General features: G+C 69.6%; 24 protein-coding genes. 18 read left to right on the top strand and 6 right to left on the bottom strand.

All coding sequences use genetic code 11. The features are described 5' to 3' along the window. Window positions 1–2 precede the first annotated feature (2 nt). Window positions 3–962, top strand: a complete 960-nt coding sequence (locus tag ACGFI6_RS30970) for a DUF4037 domain-containing protein (RefSeq protein ID WP_393124786.1) — start codon at window positions 3–5, stop codon at window positions 960–962. Here the strand turns inward: ACGFI6_RS30970 and ACGFI6_RS30975 are convergent. Further along, window positions 935–1,798, bottom strand: coding sequence for a LysR family transcriptional regulator (locus ACGFI6_RS30975; RefSeq protein ID WP_393124788.1), 864 nt, complete (start codon window positions 1,796–1,798; stop codon window positions 935–937). The two genes, ACGFI6_RS30970 and ACGFI6_RS30975, sit on opposite strands and share 28 nt — an antisense overlap. 69 nt (window positions 1,799–1,867) lie before the next feature. Here ACGFI6_RS30975 and ACGFI6_RS30980 point away from each other — a divergent pair, with 69 nt between their 5' ends. The 10 genes from ACGFI6_RS30980 (at window position 1,868) to ACGFI6_RS31025 (ending at window position 11,056) form a co-directional block, all read left to right on the top strand. Beyond that, window positions 1,868–2,830 (top strand): DMT family transporter, encoded by a 963-nt coding sequence (locus ACGFI6_RS30980; RefSeq protein ID WP_393124790.1) that lies wholly within the window; start codon window positions 1,868–1,870, stop codon window positions 2,828–2,830. 9 nt (window positions 2,831–2,839) lie between these two features. Then, complete coding sequence (locus ACGFI6_RS30985) at window positions 2,840–3,214, top strand: hypothetical protein (protein WP_393124792.1); 375 nt, start codon at window positions 2,840–2,842, stop codon at window positions 3,212–3,214. Window positions 3,215–3,319: 105 nt separating this feature from the next. Then, on the top strand, window positions 3,320–3,694 hold the full coding sequence (locus tag ACGFI6_RS30990) for a hypothetical protein (RefSeq protein ID WP_393124793.1): 375 nt from the start codon (window positions 3,320–3,322) through the stop codon (window positions 3,692–3,694). 106 nt (window positions 3,695–3,800) lie between these two features. Further along, window positions 3,801–4,115 carry an integration host factor, actinobacterial type gene (mihF, locus tag ACGFI6_RS30995; RefSeq protein WP_141851332.1) on the top strand — a complete coding sequence of 105 codons (315 nt, stop codon included), beginning with the start codon at window positions 3,801–3,803 and terminating at the stop codon, window positions 4,113–4,115. 53 nt (window positions 4,116–4,168) lie between these two features. Then, entirely contained in the window at window positions 4,169–4,789 is a 621-nt protein-coding gene (gmk, locus tag ACGFI6_RS31000; protein ID WP_393124794.1) for a guanylate kinase, read from the top strand. Between the two features lie 2 nt (window positions 4,790–4,791). Beyond that, complete coding sequence (rpoZ, locus tag ACGFI6_RS31005; RefSeq protein WP_393124796.1) at window positions 4,792–5,100, top strand: DNA-directed RNA polymerase subunit omega; 309 nt, start codon at window positions 4,792–4,794, stop codon at window positions 5,098–5,100. Between the two features lie 45 nt (window positions 5,101–5,145). Next, entirely contained in the window at window positions 5,146–6,423 is a 1,278-nt protein-coding gene (gene coaBC / locus ACGFI6_RS31010) for a bifunctional phosphopantothenoylcysteine decarboxylase/phosphopantothenate--cysteine ligase CoaBC (protein ID WP_393125505.1), read from the top strand. Between the two features lie 41 nt (window positions 6,424–6,464). Continuing rightward, a complete protein-coding gene (locus ACGFI6_RS31015; RefSeq protein WP_393124798.1) occupies window positions 6,465–7,577 on the top strand; it encodes a winged helix DNA-binding domain-containing protein in 1,113 nt (370 codons plus the stop codon). Window positions 7,578–7,766: 189 nt separating this feature from the next. Further along, on the top strand, window positions 7,767–8,960 hold the full coding sequence (gene metK / locus ACGFI6_RS31020; RefSeq protein WP_393124802.1) for a methionine adenosyltransferase: 1,194 nt from the start codon (window positions 7,767–7,769) through the stop codon (window positions 8,958–8,960). 62 nt (window positions 8,961–9,022) lie between these two features. Continuing rightward, window positions 9,023–11,056, top strand: a complete 2,034-nt coding sequence (locus ACGFI6_RS31025; protein WP_393124804.1) for a primosomal protein N' — start codon at window positions 9,023–9,025, stop codon at window positions 11,054–11,056. On the opposite strand, the gene ACGFI6_RS31030 is transcribed toward ACGFI6_RS31025, so the two are convergent. Both ACGFI6_RS31030 and ACGFI6_RS31035 read right to left on the bottom strand, forming a co-directional pair. Further along, window positions 11,053–12,129, bottom strand: a complete 1,077-nt coding sequence (locus ACGFI6_RS31030) for a phosphotransferase enzyme family protein (protein WP_393124806.1) — start codon at window positions 12,127–12,129, stop codon at window positions 11,053–11,055. The two genes, ACGFI6_RS31025 and ACGFI6_RS31030, sit on opposite strands and share 4 nt — an antisense overlap. 190 nt (window positions 12,130–12,319) lie before the next feature. Further along, window positions 12,320–13,309: an ArsR/SmtB family transcription factor gene (locus ACGFI6_RS31035; RefSeq protein WP_393124808.1), complete on the bottom strand. Its 990-nt coding sequence runs from the start codon at window positions 13,307–13,309 to the stop codon at window positions 12,320–12,322. Between the two features lie 63 nt (window positions 13,310–13,372). Here ACGFI6_RS31035 and ACGFI6_RS31040 point away from each other — a divergent pair, with 63 nt between their 5' ends. From ACGFI6_RS31040 to ACGFI6_RS31050, 3 genes are read left to right on the top strand one after another with little or no spacing between them, the layout of a single operon-like run. Further along, window positions 13,373–14,584, top strand: a complete 1,212-nt coding sequence (locus ACGFI6_RS31040; protein WP_393124810.1) for an MDR family MFS transporter — start codon at window positions 13,373–13,375, stop codon at window positions 14,582–14,584. Window positions 14,585–14,614: 30 nt separating this feature from the next. Further along, complete coding sequence (locus ACGFI6_RS31045; protein WP_393124812.1) at window positions 14,615–15,235, top strand: HAD family hydrolase; 621 nt, start codon at window positions 14,615–14,617, stop codon at window positions 15,233–15,235. A 4-nt stretch (window positions 15,236–15,239) separates the two neighbouring features. After that, window positions 15,240–15,782, top strand: coding sequence for a DUF1707 domain-containing protein (locus ACGFI6_RS31050; RefSeq protein ID WP_393124814.1), 543 nt, complete (start codon window positions 15,240–15,242; stop codon window positions 15,780–15,782). Between the two features lie 7 nt (window positions 15,783–15,789). On the opposite strand, the gene ACGFI6_RS31055 is transcribed toward ACGFI6_RS31050, so the two are convergent. Further along, on the bottom strand, window positions 15,790–16,911 hold the full coding sequence (locus ACGFI6_RS31055) for a hypothetical protein (protein ID WP_393125507.1): 1,122 nt from the start codon (window positions 16,909–16,911) through the stop codon (window positions 15,790–15,792). After that, window positions 16,911–17,858 carry a C39 family peptidase gene (locus ACGFI6_RS31060; protein ID WP_393124816.1) on the bottom strand — a complete coding sequence of 316 codons (948 nt, stop codon included), beginning with the start codon at window positions 17,856–17,858 and terminating at the stop codon, window positions 16,911–16,913. Before ACGFI6_RS31060 ends, ACGFI6_RS31055 begins: the two co-directional genes overlap by 1 nt. A gap of 380 nt (window positions 17,859–18,238) precedes the next feature. On the opposite strand from ACGFI6_RS31060, the gene def reads away from it, so the two are divergent. From def to ACGFI6_RS31080, 4 genes are read left to right on the top strand one after another with little or no spacing between them, the layout of a single operon-like run. Continuing rightward, window positions 18,239–18,787 carry a peptide deformylase gene (def, locus tag ACGFI6_RS31065; RefSeq protein WP_393124818.1) on the top strand — a complete coding sequence of 183 codons (549 nt, stop codon included), beginning with the start codon at window positions 18,239–18,241 and terminating at the stop codon, window positions 18,785–18,787. After that, a complete protein-coding gene (gene fmt / locus ACGFI6_RS31070) occupies window positions 18,784–19,716 on the top strand; it encodes a methionyl-tRNA formyltransferase (RefSeq protein ID WP_393124820.1) in 933 nt (310 codons plus the stop codon). The genes def and fmt overlap by 4 nt, the downstream gene beginning before the upstream one ends. Beyond that, a complete protein-coding gene (locus tag ACGFI6_RS31075) occupies window positions 19,713–21,092 on the top strand; it encodes an RsmB/NOP family class I SAM-dependent RNA methyltransferase (RefSeq protein ID WP_393124822.1) in 1,380 nt (459 codons plus the stop codon). Before fmt ends, ACGFI6_RS31075 begins: the two co-directional genes overlap by 4 nt. A 48-nt stretch (window positions 21,093–21,140) precedes the next feature. Further along, window positions 21,141–22,133, top strand: a complete 993-nt coding sequence (locus ACGFI6_RS31080) for a DMT family transporter (RefSeq protein ID WP_393124824.1) — start codon at window positions 21,141–21,143, stop codon at window positions 22,131–22,133. On the opposite strand, the gene ACGFI6_RS31085 is transcribed toward ACGFI6_RS31080, so the two are convergent. Further along, on the bottom strand, window positions 22,087–23,052 hold the full coding sequence (locus ACGFI6_RS31085; protein ID WP_393124826.1) for a DMT family transporter: 966 nt from the start codon (window positions 23,050–23,052) through the stop codon (window positions 22,087–22,089). The two genes, ACGFI6_RS31080 and ACGFI6_RS31085, sit on opposite strands and share 47 nt — an antisense overlap. Window positions 23,053–23,092 lie beyond the last annotated feature (40 nt).

Consider the following 23,092-nt stretch of genomic DNA (forward strand, 5'->3'; position numbering starts at 1 on the left):
GCATGGAATCCGGAATTGCTTTGTGCCGACGGTTCTACAACGAGGTTGTGCGGCCGCAGCTCGACGGTCCGCACAGTGCTGCGCTGATCGGACGTGGATCGGAAGTGCTCGGGTACGACGATGCGATGTCCACCGATCACAACTGCGAGGCGCGGGTCGCGCTCTTCGTCCCGCCCGGCGTCAGCGTCGAGCCCGACGTACCTGAAGTGTTCGACGGGCGGCCGGCTTTGGTCGAGGTGCACACGGTTCGCGCGTACTTCCGGTCGAAGCTCGGATTCGATCCCGACGCGAAGTTGACCGCTGCGGATTGGCTGACGTTCCCGGAGGACCACCTACTGATGTACACGGCCGGTGCGGTCTTTCACGACGACCTCGGCCTGCAGGACGTGCGCGATCGGCTGGCGTACTACCCCGACGACCTCTGGCGGTACCTGATGATCGCCGGCTGGTGGCGCGTACATCCGGAGATGAACAACACCGGCAGGTCCGGCTACGTCGGTGACGAGCTCGGGTCGGCGATGACCGCTGCGCGGCTGGTCCGCGACTTGATGCATTTGTGCTTTCTGATCGAGCGGACCTATGCGCCGTACCCGAAATGGTTCGGGACGGCGTTCCGCCGCCTGCCCTGCGGCCCGGAGCTGAGCCCGCTGCTCCAGGACGTTGTGCGTACGTCGACGTGGCAGCAGCGCGGGGAAGCGCTGATGGCGGCGTACCGCGCAGTGGGGGAGTTGCACAACCGGCGCGGGATCACGCAGCCCGTCAAGCTTGAGGTCGGTGCGCTCTGGGACCGTCCGTTCGAGGTCGTCTGGGGCGACTTCCCGGGCGCCTTGTCAGCCACGATCGAGGACCCCGCGGTACGCCGGATCGCGGACCGCTGGCCCACCGGCGGGATCGACCAGGTGCGCGAGGTGCTGCATCGCGTCGACGAGCGTCGTCAGCTGCTCTCGCTCCTCGAAGCCTGATAGAGGCCGGTGAGCAGGTCCACGGCGGCCTGCGTCGCCGGATGCGGGTCCTCGCGATGCCAGATCAGGTGTACGTCGACGGGCGGCGCGTCCCGCACCGGGCGGTACGTGACACCGTCGCGCCGGTACTGGGTCGTGGTCGCCTGCGGGGTCATGCCGACACAACGGCCGGAGGCGATCGCGGCCAGCCAGTCGTCGACGTCCTGCGTGTACTCGATCTCCGGCCGCGCGTCCTCCGGCCAGAGATCCACCGTGGTGCTTCCGGTACGGCGGTCGATGACGAGCCGCCGTTCGCGCAGCTGATCGAGCGTCACCGTCCGTTTGCGCGTCAGCGGATCGTCGGCGGGCAGCGCGCAGTACCGCTGCTCCTGGGTGAGCAGCACGTGCGCGAACCGGCGGAGATCGAGGTGGCTGCGCACGACCGCGAGATCGCACAAGCCCTCGGCCAGACCACCGGTGGTCGTGTTGGTGCGGATGAGCTGTAGCTCGATCCCAGGGTGCTCGGCCGCCCACCTGCGCTGGAACTCGCGGGTATGACTGCCGAACGCCGACCACGCGTGGCCGACCCGCAGCCGCGTGTGACCGCTCTTCGCCTCGGTCACCAGTTCGTCGAGCTCGGCCAGGATGTGGCGGGCTCGTGCGAGCACCCGGACCCCGGCGGTGGTCGGCGTGAGCGAACGGCTGGTGCGGTGCAGCAGCCGGACGCCGAGTTCGCGTTCCAGCGCCAGCAGGTTGCGGGACACCGCGGCCTGGGAGATTCCGAGTTCGATCGCGGCGTCGGTGAACGTACCGGAGTCGACGATCTCCACCAGGCACCGCAGCTGCCGGATATCCATGACTCCAGCGTATAGATCCGCGTCCACCTGCATTTTGCCCGGCGTCGCACCGGGCGGACCCTCGGCAGGGTGAGGCGAGATCGGTTGGTCGGTGTGGCGATGATGCTCGGCAGCGGACTGTCGACGCAGGTGGGCGCGTCGGTGGCGGCGCTCGCGTTCCCGGTGATCGGGCCGGCAGGCGTGGTGGCGATCCGGCAGTGGGTCGCCGCGATCGTGCTGCTCGCGATCGGCCGGCCACGACTGCGTTCGATCACGGCCCGTCAATGGCGCACGGTGATCGGTCTGGCGGCGGTCTTCGCGGTCATGAACCTGTCGCTGTACACCGCCATCGACCGGGTCGGTCTGGGGCTGGCCGTCACGCTCGAGTTCCTCGGCCCGCTCGCCGTGGCGCTGCTGGGATCACGGCGCGTCCTCGACCTGGTGTGTGCGCTGGTCGCCGCTCCGGCCGTGGTGCTGCTGATGCGTCCGCAGGCGACCACGGACTACGTCGGTATCGGACTGGGCCTGCTCGCCGCGCTGTGCTGGGCGTTCTACATCCTGCTCAACCGGACGATCGGGCGAGAGTTGCCGGGCGCAACTGGTTCAGCTGCTGCGGCGGGGCTGTCCGGACTCGCTTACGTACCGGTCGGCGTCGTCGTGCTGCTGCATCATCCCGCGACGCTTGCTGCGGTGACGTACGCGCTGGTCGCCGGAGTGCTGTCCTCCGCCGTGCCGTTCCTCGTTGACGTATTGACGTTGCGACGGGTTCCGGCGCAGTTCTTCGGTGTGTTCATGAGCGTGAACCCCGTGCTGGCGGCGCTCGTCGGGCTCGTCGTTCTGCACCAGCAGTTGGCGATGCCGGACTGGGCGGCGATCCTGGTGATCGTCTCCGCGAACGCCGTCGCCGTCCTGTTCGGCGACGCGGCACATCACAGCCCGGTTCCAGTCGGGCCGTGCGACGTTGTTCACGGCGTGCCAGAGCTTGCGGTGACCCCGGCGTTCGGAAAGGTGTCGGCGGACGGGGAGCAACGGTCTTCCCGCGCGACACAGTGAAGGAACACGATGCGGAAGCTGGCAGCCCTCGCGGCCGTTGCGACGATGAGCGTTGGCACCCTGACAGCCTGCTCGGGTGGCGACTACTGCGGCGACCTGAAGAGCTACGTCGAGACCTCCAAGGGCCTGGACATGAAGGACTCCGGTGCCATCGACAAGGTCCTGGACGAGTCCAAGAAGGTCAAGAAGTCGGCACCGAAGGACCTGAAGGACGACTGGCAGACCGTCGTCGACTACGCGCAGAAGGTGAAGGACGCCAACGGCGACACCACCAAGCTGTCGGAGCTCGCGAAGACCGAGCTGCCGAAGATCCAGGCGGCCCAGGAAGCGATCACCAAGCAGGCCAAGGACAGCTGCAAGATCGACATGAACAGCGGTAGCTGAACCACTGCGTGAACCGGCCGGTGGGACGGCTCTGCCCGTTCCGTCCCACCGCCCACTCGGTGTAGCCGGCGTGAACTAGTCCCGTGAACTAGTACCGTGGCCGCCGTGAAGCGAACTCTCGCCGTCCTCGCGACCATGGCCGCCGGTGCCGTTGTGCTGACCGGGTGCACCGACGACCAGGCGTACTGCATCGATCTGGCCAAGTACGCGGCCAAGGCCGTCGACGTCGACCCGCAGAAACCGGTCGACTACGTGAAGATCCTCGACGCGGCGAAGAAGGTCCAGAAGTCCGCGCCCAAGGACGTACAGGACGACTGGGGCGTGGTCGTCGCGTTCGCCGAGAAGGCCAAGAAGGCGGGCTCCGACGCCAAGGAACTGGCCACGCTGAGCAAGCAGACTCCCGGTGTGATGACGGCGTACAAGAACATCACCAGCCAGGCCAAGGACAGCTGCAAGGTCGACCTCCCGTCCTGGAAGTGACGACTCCGCACGACATCGGCCCGACACCGGGCTGACCACGGGCCGGCCTCGGGCTGGACCCGTGTTAGGTTCCCTTGCGAAGCCATACAACGGGACAGGTGAAACGGTGCCACTTCCTACTTTGACCCCGGAGCAGCGTGCGGCCGCTCTGGACAAGGCCGCGGCGGCGCGGCGTGAACGAGCCGAGATCAAGAACCGGATCCGGCACTCGGGAGCGTCTCCGACGGAGGTGCTCCACGAGGGGCAGACGAACGATGTGATCGGCAAGATGCGGGTCAGCCAGCTGCTGCAGTGCATCCCCGGCGTCGGCAAGGTCCGCGCCCAGCAGATCATGGAGCGGGCGGGGATCTCGGAGACGCGGCGCGTCCGCGGCCTCGGTTCGAACCAGATCGCCGCGCTCGAGCGCGAATTCGCCGAGTGACCCCAGTGAGCCGAACCGAAACGGTGTCCGGCTCGTTGGACACTGGTGTGACGATGACCACGCACCCGAATGGCCCTGCTGCTACCGGCGCCGGTGACCGGCCGCCGGCGCGACTGACCGTGCTGGCCGGACCGACGGCGGTCGGCAAGGGGACGGTGGCCGCCGAGATCCGCGACCGGTTCACCGACATCTGGATCTCGGTGTCGGCCACCACCCGCAAGCCGCGGCCGAACGAGGTGCACGGCGTGCACTACCTGTTCGTGTCGGACGCGGAGTTCGACCGGATGATCGCCGACGGCGAACTGCTGGAGTGGGCCGTCGTCCACAAGGCGGCCCGGTACGGCACGCCGCGGCAGCCGGTCCTCGACAAGCTGGCCACCGGGCGGCCCGCGCTGCTGGAGATCGACCTGCAGGGCGCCCGCCAGGTCCGCGAGACGATGCCGGAGGCACAGTTCGTGTTCCTGGCCCCGCCGAGCTGGGACGAACTGGTCCGCCGGCTGGTCGGCCGCGGCACCGAGACCGCCGAGGAGCGCGAACGCCGGCTCGAGACCGCGGTGCTGGAGCTCGCGGCCGAGAAGGAGTTCGACGTGACGATCGTGAACGCCTCGGTTCGGGAGGCTGCCGATCAGTTGGTAAAGTTGATTCGATCACCCTCCATCTCTGGAAAGAGCTGACTTTGTCTGGCAACCAGCCCGTCGCCATCGGCATCACCTCGCCGCCGATCGACGACCTGCTCACCCGCACCGACTCGAAGTACAAGCTCGTGCTGTACTCGGCCAAGCGCGCGCGGCAGATCAACGCCTACTACTCCCAGCTCGGCGAGGGCCTGCTGGAGTACGTCGGACCGCTGGTCGAGACGCACGTCCAGGAGAAGCCGCTGTCGATCGCCATGCGCGAGATCAACGACGGCGTGCTGACCTGCACCGACATCGACCCCGAGGCCGAGGCGGAAGCCGCCGCGGCAGCGGAGAAGAAGTCCGAGTAACCCGACACCGACCGGGAACGGAGTCCGATGTCCGCAACCGGTGAAATGACCCCCGGTAGCCAGAGCGCTCCGGGGGCCGCTGTCGTACCCCGCCACCGGCCGAACGTCGTCCTCGGCGTCGGCGGTGGTATCGCTGCGTACAAGGTCTGTGACCTGCTGCGACGGCTGACCGAGTCCGGGCACAGCGTCCGGGTGGTGCCGACGGCGGCCGCGCTGGAGTTCGTCGGTGCGGCGACCTGGGCGGCGCTGTCCGGGCAGCCGGTGACCACGGATCCGTTCGACGACGTGCACGAGGTGCCGCACGTCCGGATCGGCAAGGCCGCGGAGCTCGTCGTCGTGGCGCCCGCGACCGCGAACCTGATCGCCAAGGCCGCCCACGGGCTGGCCGACGATCTGCTCACCAACACCCTGCTCACCGCGCGCTGCCCGATCCTGTTCGCGGCCGCGATGCACACCGAGATGTGGGAGCACCCGGCGACCCAGGCGAACGTCGCCACCCTGCGGTCCCGCGGGATCACGGTCCTCGACCCGGCGGTCGGGCGCCTGACCGGCGCCGACACCGGCCGCGGGCGGCTGCCGGAGCCGTCGGAGATCTTCGCGATCAGCCAGTTGATGCTCGCCGACGAGGCGGCCCGGGCGGCCGGCCAGTCGGTCGCCGACCTGACCGGGAAGCACGTGCTGATCAGCGCCGGGGGGACCCGAGAGCACCTCGACCCCGTGCGGTTCCTCGGCAACTCGTCGTCGGGCAAGCAGGGCTACGCCCTGGCCCGGATCGCCGCCGCCCGCGGCGCGAAGGTCACGCTGGTCGCCGCCAACTCCGAGCTCCCGGACCCGGCCGGCGTCCAGGTCGTCCCGGTGGTGTCGGCCGCCGACCTGTACGACGAGATCACCGGCCGCGCCGCCGACGCCGACGCGATCGTGATGGCGGCCGCGGTCGCGGACTTCCGCCCGGCTGACGTCGTCGAGCACAAGATCAAGAAGACCGCCGACGGCGCGGTGCCCTCGGTCGACCTCGTACAGAACCCGGACATCCTGGACACGATCTCGCACGACCGCACCCGCTCGGACCAGGTCATCGTCGGCTTCGCCGCGGAGACCGGCGACGCGGACCACACGGTCCTCGAGCTCGGCCGCGCCAAACTCGCCCGCAAGGGCTGCGACCTCCTGGTCGTCAACGACGTCTCCGGCGGCAAAGTCTTCGGCAGCGACCTCAACGAGGCCGTCATCCTCGACCGCACCGGCGCCACCCTCCCCGTCCCCTCCGGCAGCAAAGACGCCCTGGCCGGAGTCATCTGGAACCTCGTCGCCTCCCACTGGCCATAGGAGGACAGGAGCTGTCCGCTTTTCGGCCTACGGTTTGGGGTATGGAGATCGGTTGGCAGGCGGTTGTTGCTCGGCGGGTGCGGCGGCATGGGTTGGGGGAGGGTTTTGGTACGGCGGTGGAGGCCGTGCGGGGGATGTGTGGGGCGCATGCGCAAATCGGGGCGGCGGGGGAGGTGTCGGTTGCGCTGCGGGTGGATGGGGCTGATCGGGAGTCCGTGCAGCGCGACGACGAGTTGGTGAAGACGTTCGGGCCGCGGGGGACCGTGCATCTGCTGCCGCTGGACGATCTGCCGATGTGGACCGGGGCACTGTCGGCGCTCCAGGGGAGCGCTCAGCAGCCGGAGCCGATCCGGATGACGCCGGACGAGATCGATCAGGTGGTCGTTGCGATCGGCGAAGCGCTCGCGGCCGACGACCTGACCGTCGACGAGCTGACCGAGGAGGTCGTCCGGCGGACCGGCGACTGGGCCCGTACTCCGACCATCCCCGCCTTCCAGGGCGCGTGGGCCCGCTGGCGGCAGGCGGTCCATGTGGCGGCGCACGCCGGCGTGCTCTGTCACGGGCCGATGCGCGGCAGGCTCACGACCTACTCGAATCCGCACCGCCTGCGTCCGTTCGACCCGATGCCCGCGGACAAGGCGCTCACGGAGCTCCTGCACCAATACCTCTACTCGTACGGCCCCGCGACGCCGCAGCAGTTCGCGCGCTGGCTCAAGACCACGCCGACCACGGTCAAGCCGTACTTCGACGGCCTGCCGCAGGCGACCCTGGCGGACCAGACCGTCTGGTGTGCACCCGGCGACGACGACTTCCCGGACGAGCGCGCCGAGGGCGTACGGCTGCTCCCGTACTTCGACGCGTACGGCGTCGGCAGCTACCCGCGCGAGCTGCTCTTCCCGGGCAAGGCGTTCGAACGCGCGACCGCCCGCGGCCAGGCCGGCAATTATCCGCTGCTGCTCGTCGACGGCATCGTCGCCGGCGTCTGGCACCAGAAGAAGTCCGGCCGGACACTCCACGTCACCGTCGAGGCGCTGACCCCGCTGAACCGCCGCCGCCGGAAGCTGCTGGACGCGCAGGTGGACCGGCTGGCTGCGATCCTCGGTGCTGCGCCGTCGCTCACACTCGGCGAGGTGACGGTCGGCGCGCACGCGTGAATCCCGAGCTGGTGTCCAACATGTGATCGGCAATCTCGCATTCCGGATGAAATCGGAGTGTCCCCGGGATCGCGGGGGAAACTGCTGGCATACTTCCCAGATGCATCGCCAACCGCCGGTGCATTGGGGGGATCGCGCGGCCGTGCCAACGCGCAGCCGGGCGGCACAAGAGCAATCCGAGGGAGAATTGTGGCGAGGCGCCTTTTCACGTCCGAGTCCGTGACCGAGGGTCACCCGGACAAGATTGCTGACCAGATCAGCGACTCCATCCTCGACGCGTTGCTGGCCGAGGACCCGAAGAGCCGGGTCGCGGTCGAGACCCTGATCACCACGGGTCTGGTCGTCGTTGCAGGTGAGGTCACCACGACGGCGTACGTCGACATTCCGGGGATTGTGCGGTCGCGCATCCTCGAGATCGGCTACGACTCGTCCCTGAAGGGCTTCGACGGCGCGTCCTGTGGGGTGCAGGTCGCGATCGGGAGCCAGTCACCGGACATCGCACAGGGTGTCGACACGGCGTACGAGACGCGCTCGGACGCGTCGAAGGACGAACTGGACCTGCAGGGCGCGGGCGACCAGGGCCTGATGTTCGGCTACGCGTCCAACGAGACGCCGGAGCTGATGCCGCTGCCGATCACGATCGCGCACCGGCTGTCCGAGCGGCTCGCGGAGGTCCGCAAGAACGGGACCCTCGCGTACCTGCGGCCGGACGGCAAGACCCAGGTCACCATCGAGTACGACGGCGACAAGGCGGTCCGGATCGACACCGTGGTGGTGTCCAGCCAGCACGCGGCGGACATCAACCTGGACACGATGCTGTCGCCGGACGTCAAGAAGCACGTCGTCGACCCGGTGCTGGAGCAGTTCGACATCGACTCGAGCGACTACACGCTGCTGGTGAACCCGACCGGCCGGTTCGAGATCGGTGGCCCGATGGGCGACGCCGGCCTGACCGGCCGGAAGATCATCATCGACACCTACGGCGGGATGGCGCGCCACGGTGGTGGCGCGTTCTCCGGCAAGGACCCGTCGAAGGTGGACCGTTCGGCGGCGTACGCGATGCGCTGGGTGGCGAAGAACATCGTCGCCGCCGGGCTCGCGGACCGCGTCGAGTGCCAGGTCGCGTACGCGATCGGCAAGGCCGCCCCGGTCGGCTTCTACGTCGACACGTTCGGCACCGAGAAGGTCGAGGTCGCGAAGATCGCCGCCGCCGCCCGCGAGGTCTTCGACCTGCGCCCGGCCGCGATCATCCGGGACCTGGAGCTGCTCCGGCCGATCTACGCCCAGACCGCCCGCAACGGCCACTTCGGCCGCACCGGCGAGGACTTCACCTGGGAGCGCACCGACCGCGTAGAGGCCCTCAAGGCGGCCGTCAACAAGTAGTTGTCCACAGCGGGTCGGCAGTGCACAACCGCGCTGTCGGCCCGCTGCTTTAGCATGCGTCAGTGACATCGAACGGAGAATCACCGGAGCAGTTGACGCTGCTGCGCGACACCGTTCGGAAGTCGCGGACCAAGGAACCTGCCGAGATCACCACAACGTTGCCGGTGGCCCGGATCGCGGTCGACGTCTCGCTCCCGCACCTGGACCGGCCGTTCGACTACCTGGTGCCCGACGACCTGACCGCGGCCGCGCAGCCCGGCGCTCGGGTCAAGGTGCGGTTCGCCGGCAAGGACGTCAGCGGGTTCGTGCTGGAGCGGCTCGACGAGTCCGACCACGACGGCAAGCTGGTCCGGCTCCGCAAGGTCGTCTCGCCCGAGCGCGTGCTCACGCCGGAGATCGCGGACCTCTGCCGCGCCGTTGCCGATCGGTACGCCGGCGTGCTGGCCGACGTCACGCGCCTGGCGGTCCCGCCGCGGCACGCGAAGGTGGAGGCCGAGCCGCTGCGATGCGACCTGCCGCCGCGCCCGCCGGCGTCGACGTCCCGCTCGGAGTGGTCGCCGTACCCTCCTGGCTTCCTGGACTCGGTCGCGCGCGGCGAGGCACCGCGGGCGGTGTGGACAGCGACACCAGGGGCCGATTGGCCGCTCGCGTTCGCGCAGGCTGCCGCTGTGTGTGCGGCCGCGGGTCGTGGCGCGTTGCTGCTCGCACCGGACGCGCGCGACCTGGAGCGGCTGGCAGCGGCCTGTACTGACGTGTTGGGCGAGTCCGGCTTCGTCACGTTGTCTGCGGACCTTGGCCCGACGGCGCGATACAGAGCGTTCCTCGCCGCGCTGCACGGGCGTGCGCGCGTGGTGATCGGGACGCGCGCGGCGGCGTTCGCCCCGGTGACGGATCTCGGGCTGGTCGCGATGTGGGACGACGGCGACGAGTCGTACGCCGAGCCGCGCGCACCGTACCCGCATGCCCGGGAAGTCCTGCTGTTGCGGGCGTTCCGGCAGCAGTGTGCCGCGCTGCTCGGCGGGTACGCACGGTCGGCGGAGGCGGCGGCGCTGATCGAGTCCGGGTTCGCGCACGAGCTGATCGCGGACCGGAAGGTGATCCGCGCGGCGTCGCCGTCGGTGCACATCGCGGGGGAGTCGGACCACGACCTGGCGCGCGATCCGGCCGCGCGGGCGGCACGGTTGCCGCACCGGGCGTTCGAGATCGCCCGCGCGGGGCTGCGGATCGGGCCGGTGCTGGTGCAGGTGCCCCGCGCCGGGTACCTGCCGAGCCTCGTCTGCCAGACGTGCCGCGCACCGTCCCGCTGTGCCACCTGCGGCGGCACATTGCGCCGTACCGGAGGGTCAGGTCCCGCGAGCTGCAGCGTGTGTGGGCGGCCGGCGGTGGATCACCGGTGCCCGGAGTGCGGCGACACGCGGATGCGCGCGGCGATCATCGGCGCCCGCCGGACGGCGGAGGAGCTGGGCCGGGCGTTCCCGGGCGTCGTCGTGCGTACGTCGGGCGGCGACAACATGCTCGACGACGTACCGGACGCGCCGGCGCTGATCGTCAGCACACCGGGCGCGGAGCCGGTCGCCGAGGGCGGGTACGCGGCGGCGCTGCTGCTCGACACCTGGTTGATGCTCGCGCGCCCGGACCTCCGAGCGGCCGAGGAGGCCGTACGTCGATGGTTCAACGCGGCCGCCCTGGTGCGGCCGGCCGGCTCCGGCGGGACCGTGATCCTGGTCGGCGACCCGTCGGCACTGCAGTTGCAGGCGATCGTCCGCTGGTCGCCCGAGGGCTACGCGGCCCGTGAGATCGAGGAGCGCCGTACGGCCCGCCTCGCCCCCGCCGCCAAACTCGCGGAGCTCACCGGACCGGCCGAATCCGTCAACGACCTCGTCACCCGCCTCCGCGACGCGGTCCCGCCGTCCGCCGGCCTGGAGGTCCTGGGCCCGGTGGACGTGGACGACGAAACCGTCAGAGCCGTCGTCCGCACCCCCCGAGCCCACGGCACCGCCCTCGTCCGCGCCCTCAAAGAAGCCCAGTCAGCCCGGACCACGAAGAAGAACCCAGGCACTGTCCGGGTCCAGGTAGACCCACCAAGCTTCGGCTAGCCGCGGAACGCGGCTCTGGTCGCGGCCGCGGTGGCGGTGAAGTACTCCGCCGGCTCAAGGAACCACCACTCGTCGAACGGGACGGAGTTGCGCAGGTCGCGGTTGTAGCCGAAGCAGACCAGGTAGAGCGGCCTGATGTACATCACGCCTTCGAGCCGGTCGAGCTCCTCGTCGGTCAGCTCGACATGCCGGCGGTACGCGTCGACGACCACGCCGACGCGTTCCTCGTTGGCGCGCCTGGTCGGCGCCCAGTCTCCGGTTCCCCAGAGCAGGAACGCGAGGTCGGCGAGCCGCGGGCCGCGCCCGGAGGCCTTCCAGTTGATTGCCACCGGCCCGTTCTTGCCGATGATCGCGTGGTTGGGTGCATGCATCAGGTTGCCGTGCAGCAGGCCCTCGGGCAGACCGTCGCCGTCGTCGGCAGAACGCACCTGGTCGAGCAGTTGCTCGAAGCGCTTGCGATCGGCTGCCCCGACCTTCGTGTCCACCGCGTCGAGAAACGCCAAGCCGGCCAGGAGATCCTGCCTGGGTGCTCCCATGTGGCGAGCGTCCTCACCACTCGCCCCGCCGGGCCGGCTGACGGACTCGTCGTACGGCAGCGCGTGCAGCTGCCCGAGCAGGTCGGCCATGATCCGGAAGTCCTCGATGCCACCGGGCAGCGGCTCACTCTCGACGTACTGGGTGACGAGGACCGCGCTGCCGTCGAAGTCGGACACCGCGTCGTCGACTGCGAGACGTTCCGCGGGGAAGTCCTGCTGGGCGAGGAAGCGCAGTACTGCGGCGTCACCCTCGACGCCCGACCGCGGCCGGGCCGGTGGGAACGCCCGCGCGATCCACGGCGGCCCGTCGTTCCGGTCGATGCGGAACACGTACGTCTTGTGCACGCTGAGCTTGGTCGCCGCGATCGCGTCGATGCCGTAGCGATCCCGGAGATGTACGAGCAGCCGATCGGCGTCCGGCTCGTGGTGGATCCGCTCGTTGAGCCCCTCGAGATCGGTCAGCGCCTCGGTGTACCGCTGGCCGGTCTCCTGAGCGTGCCGCCGTACGACCTTCTTGAAATTGCCGTCCTTCGTCATGACAAGCCTCCTCGTCGACACCGTCGTCCCCCAGTGACGTGGTGTGCAGAGTTGGCCTGCTGGCTTCGACGACCGAGAGGGCAGATTCCCCTTCGCCCGATGGAACCCCGACTGGGGCGGACGTTCCACGGCTCGGCGACCGGTCGGCGCCATCAGCCAATCTCGCCGACCGCCCTGGCCTTGTCAAGGATCAGGCGGTCGTTGCGAGCGTCGTGGAGGCCGACAGCATCTGGTGCCCGAGCTGCGTGCGGTGGTACAGGACGGTGCGCCCGTCGCGACGGGATGCGACAACGCCCGCATTGCGGAGGATGCTCAGATGGACGCTGAGGGTCGGCGCCGACACGCCCAGCTGGTGGGCCAGATGCGTTGTGGACATCGGCAGATCGAGATGGCTGACGATCGCGGCGCGAGTACGGCCGACAAGGTCGGCGAGAGGCGAGTCCGCGGTGTCCTGGCGGTCCTCCCACAACCGGCCGAGACCGCGCGGCGGGTAGGTGATGGTCGGAACGTGTGGTGCCGCGGTGACGGCCAGACCGGCGGGCCAGGTGAAGACACACGGCACGAGCAGGAGGCCTTGACCGGTCATCGGTTCGCCGTCGCAGCAGAACGGCCGCTCGATCTCGATCCGGTCGCTGCGGTAGTGGATCGACGGGTGCAGGTTGCGGAACAGGCGTTCCAGCCCGCCGCTCGCCAACTCGTCGAGGCGGAATGCGAGATCTTCCTGGAGCAGGGCGCGCATCCGGCGCCAGTCCGGCTCGATCGCGCGGTGCCAGTACGACTCGAGGGCCGTGGTGATGCGCTCCAGGCCGGCGGCCGGGCGTGCGATCAGCTCGGGCAGCAGCGGGTGCGGCGTGTCCGTGTGGAGCCTGGCGAGCTCGTCCGCCACGAGGTCCAGAGGGGTGCCGGCGACCGCGGCCAGGCCCGACTCGAAGCTCGTCGACCGCCGCGGCGGCGCGGGTGTGAGGAAGTCGGGGACATAGCCGTACGGCGGGATCAGGGCCTTGAGCAACGTCAGGTCGTCGCCCTCGATGGTGGGCCGGACCTTCTGCAGCCACGGGCCGTGCACGCTGCGGGCGGTGTTGTTGCTCAGCGCCCGGACACTCGTCATGGTCTCCCAGAGCGGTGCCAGCGCGAACCGGATCCGCCCGACGTCCGCGGTGCTCAGCCTGATCGTGATCACCGGTCCAGATTAGCCCTGAGCCTAATCATCGACAACGCCCTGGCGGCAACGGAGAGTGGAACCATGAGCGCAATCGCCGTCGGCAACTCCCGGCCCGCCGCCCTTCCGCGGGCGTTCTGGGCGTTGTGGGTGTGCCAGCTGGTCAACCGGCTCGGCAGCTTCGTCCAGCCGTTCCTCGTCCTCTACCTGACCCACGACCGGCACCTCTCCGCGGGTACTGCGGGAGCCGTCGCGGCCGCGGTCGGCGCCGGTACCGTCACCGCGCAGCTCGTCGGCGGGTTCCTGGCCGACCGGATCGGGCGCCGGCTGACGATGCTGATCTGCTTCTTCGGCACCGCCGCCGCGCTGATCCTGCTCGGGTCCGCGCGCGACATGGCGCTGATCTGGGTGTGCGCGTTCCTGGTCGGCCTGCTCGGCGACCTGTTCCGTCCCGCCGTTCAGGCAACCGTCGCAGACCTGCTGCAGCCGACCGAACGCGTCCGCGCGTACGGGCTGCTGTTCTGGGCGATCAACCTCGGCTTCTCGGTGTCGACCGTGAGCGCGGGCGTCCTCGCCTCGATCGGCTACGGCCTGCTCTTCTGGCTGAACGCCGGTACGTCGGTGATCGCCGGTGCGGTGATCTGGGCGATGGTCCCGGAGAGCCGCCCGGTCCTCGACGAGACCACCCCGCCGCGCCCCGTCCTCGCCGTCGCGCTCCGGGACAACGTGTTCCTGCTGATGATCCTGCTCCAGGTCGGGTACGCGACGATCTACATGCAGGGGTACTCGACGCTGCCGCTCGCGATGTCGGAGGACGGTCTCAGCTCCAGGACGTACGGGCTGGTGATCGCGCTGAACGGCGTGGTGATCGTGCTGGTGCAGCCGTTCCTCGGCCGCTGGATGGTGAAGCTCGACCGCCCGAAGCTGCTCGCGGCCTCGATGCTCGTCGTCGGTCTCGGCTTCGGGGTCGGCGCCGTCGTGCACAGCTGGTGGGGGTACGCACTGTCGGTGGTGGTGTGGACGCTCGGCGAGATCGGGTTCGCCGCGGTGATCGGTGCAGTGTTCGCCGACCTCGCTCCGGTCGACCTGCGCGGCCGCTACATGGGTCTGTCCGGCATGGCGTTCGGCGTCGGCACAGTGGTCGGCCCCCTCGCCGGCACCAACGCCCTCGAACACCTCGGCCCAACCATCACCTGGCTCAGCTGCGCCGTCCTCGGCGTCATCATCTTCATCGGCCAGTACGCACTGGCTCCCGCCCTCCACGCCCGAGCCCAAGCAAACGCGGCGACCGCCTGAGCCGCGCCGCGGTCTCGTAGGGTGGGAGGTATGAGTGAGCGTGCGGTTGACGTGGTGGTGTTCGACATCGGTGGGGTGTTGCTGGACTGGAGTCCGACCTACCTGTACGCCGACCTGATTCCGGATGAGGGGGAGCGGGCGCACTTCCTGACCAACGTGGTGACGCCGGCCTGGAACCACAAGCAGGACGAGGGGCGGCCGTGGGCCGAGGCGGTTGCCGAGCTGACCGGCCTGCACCCGGAGCACGCGGAGTGGATCGAGGCGTACGACACCGGTTGGCTCAAGATGGTGAAGGGCGTGTTCGAGGACACCGCCGCGGTGCTCACGGAGCTCCAGGACGCCGGCGTACCGACGTACGCGCTGACGAACTTCTCCGGCGAGAAATGGGCGGTCGCCAAGGACGCTTTCCCGATCCTGACTCGCTTCGACGGGGAGGTCGTGTCCGGGATCGAGCAGACCGCGAAGCCGGACGAGAAGATCTACCGGATCCTGATCGAGCGCTTCGGCCTGGACCCGGCGCGGACCTTCTACACCGACGACATGGAGTACAACATCGTCGCGGCCCGGTCCGCCGGCCTGGACGCCGAGGTCTTCACCGGCGGCGCAAACCTCCGTACCCAACTCCACGACCGCGGCCTCGCACTACAGTGAACAGGTGAGATTCGTACCGGACGACCGCTCGCCGGCGATCGGCGATGTCGACCGCAACGCCGCCGTGCAGCGCGTCCAGGACGCGTTCACCGGCGGCTACCTCACGCACGAGGAGATGGACCAGCGGCTGCACCAGGTGCTGTCGGCGCGGACCAGGCGGGAGATCGAGGTCGCGCTGAGCTCGCTGCCGGCGCCGGATCCGGGGCGGTCGGCGACCATCTCGGCGGCGGCCGGGCGGATCCGGCGGGCCGGTGTCTGGCGGGTGCCGCGGAAGTTGACGGTGCAGTCCGCGTTCGGGCGGGTCACGCTCGACCTGTCGCGGGCGATCTTCGAGCAGCAGGACGTCGACATCGAGCTCAAGCTCGGCACCGGCAGCGCGAAGATCCGGGTGCCGCGGAATGCGGTCGTCGAGATCGACGGATTGAAGACCGGCTGGAAGGACTCGCAGTACCGGCCGCCGCGGCAGTCGTCCGGCACCGGGCCGCGGATCCGGATCATCGGCGGCGTGGGGTTCGGCCGGGTGCGAGTCCGGCACGCGCGCTGGTAGCGCGCCGCTAGACGGCTGCCGAGATGGTTTCGGTGTACGTCGGGGTGGTGGCGAGGTGTGCTGCCTCGACGTAGACGGTGCTGTCCTGGCAGGTCATCGGCGTGAGCGCGACGTTCGGCTTCCCGGCGTACATGGTCTGCGGTTGCGGCAGGCCGGGGCGCCAGCGGTTGATCTGGTACGACTCCTCGCCGGCCGCGCTGACGGTGCGCGTCTCCCAGAGGATCCAGTTGCCGCAGGCAAGGATCGTGTCGGTGACGATCATGCCGAGCGGGCGGGCGGGGGAGTCGCCGGACTCCCGGACGTACGCCTTGCTCTGGTACTGGTCCGGATCGGACGCGCCGACCTCCGACCAGACCGTCGCGCCGCGCACGGTGGCGCCGCTCCACTGGATGCAGTTGGTTGCCGCCGGCACCGGTTGCGCAGCGCCACCGGTCCGCGGGGCGGTCAGTACGCGCTTGCACCGGCGGGCGGTCTCGGGCGCGACGATTTCGCTGAACGTGATTGTGTCGGCGGACACCACCGGATCGGCGATGTAGCCAGGCGCGGCGACGCAGGTGACCGTACGGGCCTTCAGCGTCGCGAGGTCGGCGGCGATCAGGCACGAGCGGTTCTTCGCGTCGGTCGAGCTGTACGCGAACGTACCGTCGTACGCACCGATCTCAGGCTCGGAGACCGGCGGCAGCGCAGTCGGGGTGCTCGCCTTGCCGGTGGTGAGGTCGTAGCGCAGCATCTTGATCTGCGGGTCGGGTCCGTCGGAGCGGATGTCCTCGATCAGCGCCCAATGGTCGTCGATCACCACGGGGGACTGCGCGACGAAACCGGTGGCGGGGACGTGCCGTACGACGACCTTCTTGGTGGAGCGGTCCGCGATGGTCGTCGTACCGGCCTCGTCGCTGCCCCGGGTGACAATGTACTTGCGCTGCTGGGTGACGAGGTGCTCGCCGTCGACCGGCTGCCGCAGAACGTTCTTCCAAGCCGGCAACGCCGTCCCCGCGTCGGTCGGCCGCCCCGGAGTGGATGGGGCCGGCGTCGGCGGCGGGGTCGGAGTCGGCTTGCTCACCGGTGGGCTGGACGAGCAGCCCGTGAGCAGGAGAACAACAGTGCCTAGGGCAACGGTACGGCGACGCATCACAGCCCGATGTTCTTGAAGGAATTGGCGAGGGTGGCGTTGAACAGCGCCGTGGCCGGAATGTTCTTCGGGCCGTCGGTGACGTTGCCGCGACTGTTGAAGCGGCGCTCGTTGAACACCTCGTAGATCCCGATCGTGCCGTTCGCCTTGTCGTACCCGCGGCCGACCTGGTAGTGCCCGCTGTGGTTGAAGGCGAGGTACGGGAAGTACCGCTTGAGGAGCTGTACGTGCTCGATCACCGGGGCCTTGTAGACGCCGAGGTGCTTCTGGTGCACGGTGAAGAAGGTCTGCGCGTTCCAGGTCGAGACGCTCTGCACGATGTACGAGCCGGCCGCCTTCGGCCAGGCGGTCTTCAGGTTGGTCTGCTGCACCATCGCGGAGATCGCCGTACCGCTGGTTGTCGCGCCGAGGTCCTTGGCCCAGGACGCCTGCGTGTCCTTCTGGTTGTCGTCGGCCCAGTCGATCGACTGGAACGTGGCGGGACCACACCAGTACCCCTTCTCCTGCGAGGTCTGGAACCCCTTCATGATGTACGCCGAAGCCGGAGCCACCGGCGCAGCCGGAGCCACCGGCGCAGCAGACGCTGCGAGGTCGCGGAGTTCGCGGGCCTTGTCGCGGCCGTTCCACGCGGCCTGCATCTCGTCGAGCTCGATCGTCACGCGCTGACTCTTCGGAAGAGCGGCGCGCTGAGCGACCAACTCGGCCGGTGTCAGGTCACCGGTCGCGATGTCCTGCTCGACGCCGGCGTCGGCCGCGGAGCGTTCGCTCGGCTGATCCATCAGCGCGTGCCGCTGCTCGCCGGTCGGCAACTGGTTCACGAAGCCGAGCCCGAGGCAGTAGTCCTCGGTGTCGAGCTTGAAGCAGCGCATCATCGACGCCGCCTGCGACGTGCTGTCGGCCGACCGCAGCTGGACGTCTCCGGGAGAAGTCTCCGTGACTTCCTTCACGACATCGCTCCACGAGCGGGCTGTCGGCGGAGCGTCGGTCGCGGTGGGCGCCGAGGTGGGCTGCAGTGCCGGGGCCGTCGGCTGTGTGGCTGGCTGTGTTGCTGGTGGTGTGGTGCGGTTTTCGGGGCTGTGTGGCTGATAGGCCTGGGCGGTGAGGGGTGCCTGGGCGAGCAGTGCACCCAGGAGGATCAGAGTTGCCCCCCGTGCTGCTGTGAGCATTGGGTCTCCCGAGCGGCGTGTGACGACAGTGACTGAGGGTACGCCTGGGACCACAGTACGTGCTTGTGGCAACAAACGGGAGGGGCCTCCGACGAGAATTCCACTCCGCGGGCCCCGTAGACTTGCTCGGTCCCGGTCCGTGGAACCTGTGTGGAGAGTCTGTGTCGGTCCAACCCATCCGCCTGTTCGGCGACCCCGTGCTGATCACCAAGGCCGAGCCGGTCGTCGACTTCGACGCCGAGCTGCGCCGCCTGGTCGCGGACCTCACCGACACCATGCAGGACGCACCCGGTTCCGGCCTGGCCGCGCCCCAGATCGGCGTCGGACTGCGCGTGTTCACGTACCACGTCGAGGGCGAGCTGGGGCACCTGATCAACCCCGAGCTGACGCTGTCCGCCGAGGACCAGTTCGGCCCCGAGGGCTGCCTGTCGATCCCCGGGCTGACCTACGACTGCCGCCGCGCCCTGTCGGTGATCGCGAAGGGCTTCAACATGTACGGCGACCCGGTCGTCATCGAGGGCTCCGACCTCCTTTCCCGCGCGATCCAGCACGAGACCGACCACCTGGACGGCGTCCTGTTCGTCGACCGCCTCGACCGCGAGACCCGCAAACAGGCGATGAAGGCGATCCGCGAAGCCGAATGGTCCGGCCTGGCCGGCCCACCGCAGCTCAAGGTCTCGCCACACCCCACGAACGGATTTGGCCTGTGAGAGTCGTTTTTGCCGGTACGCCGGAGCCTGCGGTCATCGCACTCGAGGCGATCGTGGCGAGCGGCCACGAGTTGGTCGGCGTCGTCACCCGTCCGGACGCGCCCGCCGGCCGTGGCCGCAAGCTGGTCGCGTCCCCGGTCGCGCAGTACGCCGAAGAGCTCGGTGGCATCGAGATCCTCAAGCCGGTCAAGCCCAGCGACCCGGACTTTCTGGCCCGGATGCGGGAGATCGCCCCGGACTGTTGCCCGGTCGTCGCGTACGGCGGACTGCTGCCGCAGGCCGCGCTCGACATCCCGGAGCACGGCTGGATCAACCTGCACTTCTCGGTGCTGCCGGCCTGGCGTGGTGCGGCCCCGGTGCAGCACTCGATCATCTCCGGTGACGACGTGACCGGTGCGAGTACGTTCCGGATCGTGAAGGCGCTCGACGCCGGCCCGGTGTACGGCGTACTCACCGAACCGATCGGTCCCGAGGACACCTCCGGCGACCTGCTGCACCGGCTCGCGGTGTCGGGGTCGAAGCTGCTCGTCGACACGCTCGACGGGATCGAGGCCGGCGTGCTCGAGGCTCGTGAGCAGCCCGCCGACGGCGTCACGCTGGCGCCGAAGCTCACGGTCGACGACGCCGAGCTGGATCTGAGCGCCCCGGCGCAGCGGGTGGACCGGCTGGTGCGCGGCTGCAACCCGGCGCCTGGGGCGTGGACCACGTTCCGCGGCGAGCGGCTGAAGGTGCTCGCCGTCCGGCTGACCGACGAGGAGCTCAAGCCCGGCGAGCTGCAGGCGACGAAGTCGAGCGTCAAGGTCGGCACCGGGAGCAAGGCGGTGGAGCTCGTCACCGTGCAGCCGCAGGGCAAGAAGCCGATGGCCGCCGCCGACTGGGCCCGCGGCATCCGCCTCACCGACGACGACGCCCTGGGGATGAAGGCGTGAGCGATCGTTCGCCGCGCAACAGAGGTCCGCAGCGGCTGGCCGATCCGGTCCGGCGGGTGGCGTACCGGGTCATCCGGCAGGTCACGAGCGAGGGCGGCTACGCCAACCTCGCGCTGAACAAGGCGCTCCGCGAAGCACGGCTCAGCGGCCGTGACGCGGCCTTCTGCACCGAGCTCGTGCACGGGACGCTGCGCTGGCAGGGCACGTACGACGTCTTCCTGGCGCGTACTGTTTCGCGCCCGCTGGCCGACCTCGACCCGGAGCTGCTCGACATGCTCCGGCTCGGCGCGCACCAGCTGCTGAACATGCGCGTCGACTCGTACGCCGCGGTGTCGGAGATGGTCACGCTGACGCGGTCCGAGCTCGGGCAGAAGCGCACCGGCCTGGTGAACGCCGTGCTGCGCAAGATCAGCCAGCGCACGCTCGACCAGTGGATCGCGACGACCGCGCCGCCGTACGCGGAGGATCGCCTGGGTCACCTGGCGATCGCTGAGGCGCATCCCCGGTGGGTCATCGACGCGTTCGAGCGCGCGATCCCCGACGGCCCTGAGGGTCTCGAGGAGTTGCTTGCCGTGGACAACGAGCCGCCACGGGTCACGCTGGCGGTTCGTCCCGGGCTGGCGGACGTGGACGAGTTGGTCGCTGCGGGTGCGACGCCTGCGCACTGGTCCCCGTACGGCGCGGTGCTCGACGGTGGTGGTGATCCGGGCCGGATCGAGGCGGTCGCGACCGGGCGGGCCGGCGTACAGGACGAAGGATCGCAGCTGGTCGCGATCGCATTGGCCTCCGCGAAGGTCGACGGTGACGACGCCGAGTGGCTCGACCTGTGCGCGGGGCCCGGCGGCAAGTCGGCTCTGCTCGCGGCCCTCGTACCGGACGGTCGCCTGACCGCGGTCGAGCCGCTGAAGCACCGGGCGGATCTCGTCCGGCAGAACCTGCGCGCCATCCCCGGCGACCACAAGGTGCTGGTCGGTGACGGCACGAAGCCCACCTGGCCGGCCGGTTCGTTCGACCGGGTGCTGGCGGACGTACCGTGCAGCGGCCTCGGAGCGCTCCGGCGCCGTCCGGAAGCGCGCTGGCGCCGTACTCCGGAGGACGTGGAGGAGTTGCGTCCGCTCCAGGAGGCGCTGCTCGAGTCCGCGATCACGTCGGTCCGTCCGGGCGGTGTCGTCGCGTACGTGACCTGTTCGCCGCACCCTGACGAGACCCGCGCGGTCGTCGACGCCGTTCTGGGTCGCCGCGACGACGTGACCCTAGAGGACGCCCGGTCGCTGTTCCCCGGCGTACCGGACCTGGGGGAGGGGCCTGACGTGCAGCTGTGGCCGCATCTGCACGGCACCGACGCCATGTACCTCGCGTTGATCCGCCGGTCATAATCTGGACCTGCTGTCAGGCGCTACGGCCTGAACGGTCATGATTGTGACGTGACAACCACCGCCATGCCCCCGGCCGCTTCGACCCGGCGGCACCAGCTCGTCGGCCTGACGTCGGCGTTCGGGATCGGGATGCTGGTGGCGGTGCAGTCCCGCATCAACGGCGAGCTGGGCGGGATCCTCGGCGACGGCGTGCCCGCGGCGCTGATCTCGTTCGGGACCGGTCTGTTCGTGTTGCTGATCGCGACGGCCGTGGTTCCGCCCGTACGGCGTGGGCTCGGCAACGTGTGGCGCACGATCCGCAAGCCGATGCGCGGACACGGCAGCCTGCGCTGGTGGCAGTGCGTCGGCGGCGTCGCGGGTGCCTTCCTCGTCGCGACGCAGTCGATCACCGTGTCCGTGATCGGTGTCGCGGTGTTCCTGGTGGCCGGAGTTGCCGGGCAGGCGATCAGCAGCCTGGTTGTCGATCGCCTCGGGTTCGGGCCCGCGGGTCCGCAGCCGCTGACTCCGTTGCGCATCGTCGGTGCCCTGATCGCCTTGGTCGCGGTCGCCCTGGCGGTCTCGGAGCAGTTGAGTCACCCGGACGGTCTGCTCCTCGCGGTCCTGCCCGCGCTGGCCGGCGTGGGCACTGCGGTGCAGCAGGCGATCAACGGTCGGGTCGCGCGCACCGCGTCTCCGGATGCGTACGGCGCGGTCGCCGCCGGTGTGGTGAACTTCCTGGTCGGATTCGTCGCGCTCCTGGTCGTCTTCCTCGTCGACCTCGCGCTCCGCGGTGTGCCACGGCACCTCCCGAGCGAGCCCTGGCTGTACCTCGGCGGCCTGTGCGGCGTGATCTTCATCAGCTCCGCAGCCGCCGTCGTACGCGTCGTCGGGGTGTTCGTCCTCGGCCTCGGCACGATCGCCGGTCAGCTGATCGCGAGCCTGTTCATCGACGTCTTCGTCCCGGTCGCCGACAAGCCGATCACCGCACCGGTCGTCGTCGGCACCCTCCTGGCACTCACTGCGGTAGTGGTCGCCGCCGTGCCGAACCTCCGAGGTTCTTGAACAGACCCTGCGACACCGCGACGCCGCCCAGGACGATGAGGCCGCCGACGGGCTGGTACCAGGTGATGTGCTCGTGCAGGACGATCACGCCGACGAGGATCGAGAACACCGGCATCAGGTACGTCACCATCGACGAACGGCTCGCGCCGATCAGCCGGATGTTGCGCATGTTGAGCACGAACGCGAACCCGCTGCCCAACGCCCCGAGCGCGAGCACGCTCAGCAGCACCTTCGGCGACAGCGACCACGGGGCGGGCGGGGCCTGCCCGGTCACCAGTGGAGCGACGATCGCCAGCTGCACCGTTGCGCAGAGCAATAAAGTGGTGGACAGGGCCGTACCGGACAGGGTCGTGCCGGCCAGGAACCGTTTCTGGTAAGGGATCGCGAGCCCGTAGAAGAACGCGGCCAGCATGCACAGGCCCTGGCCGAGGAGGTCGGCGCCGCTCTGCACGCGCCACGCACCGAGCACCACGAGCATGCCCAGGAATCCGATCAGCAGCCCGAATCCGCGCTGCGCCGAGAACTTCTCGGTACGGAACAGCAGCACCGCGATCGGTAGCACGATCAGCGGGGTGATGCCGTTCCAGATGCCGGCCAGCAACGACGGGATGCGCTCCTCGCCGTACCCGAACAGGGTCCACGGGATCGCCGAGCCGATCGCGCCGACCACGAACGAGTGCGCCCACAGCCGGGGGTCCCGCGGTAGCGGCTCGCGCTTCACGACCAGGATCGCGAGCAGGACGACGGCGCCCGCGACCACCCGTCCGAGCGCCAGGTAGAGCGGCGGCAGTTCGCGGACGCCGACCGAGATGAACAAGAAGCTGCAGCCCCAGATGGCGGCGAGCGCCAGCATGGTCGGAACCCAGTCCTGGGCGGGGACCTGATCGGAGGCGCTGTCAGGAGTCGTTACCGTGCTCACTCCTGACATCCTGCACTACGGCACCGACAGTTCGCGCATC

Source organism: Kribbella sp. NPDC048928 (genome assembly GCF_043197975.1).
Classification (GTDB): domain Bacteria; phylum Actinomycetota; class Actinomycetes; order Propionibacteriales; family Kribbellaceae; genus Kribbella.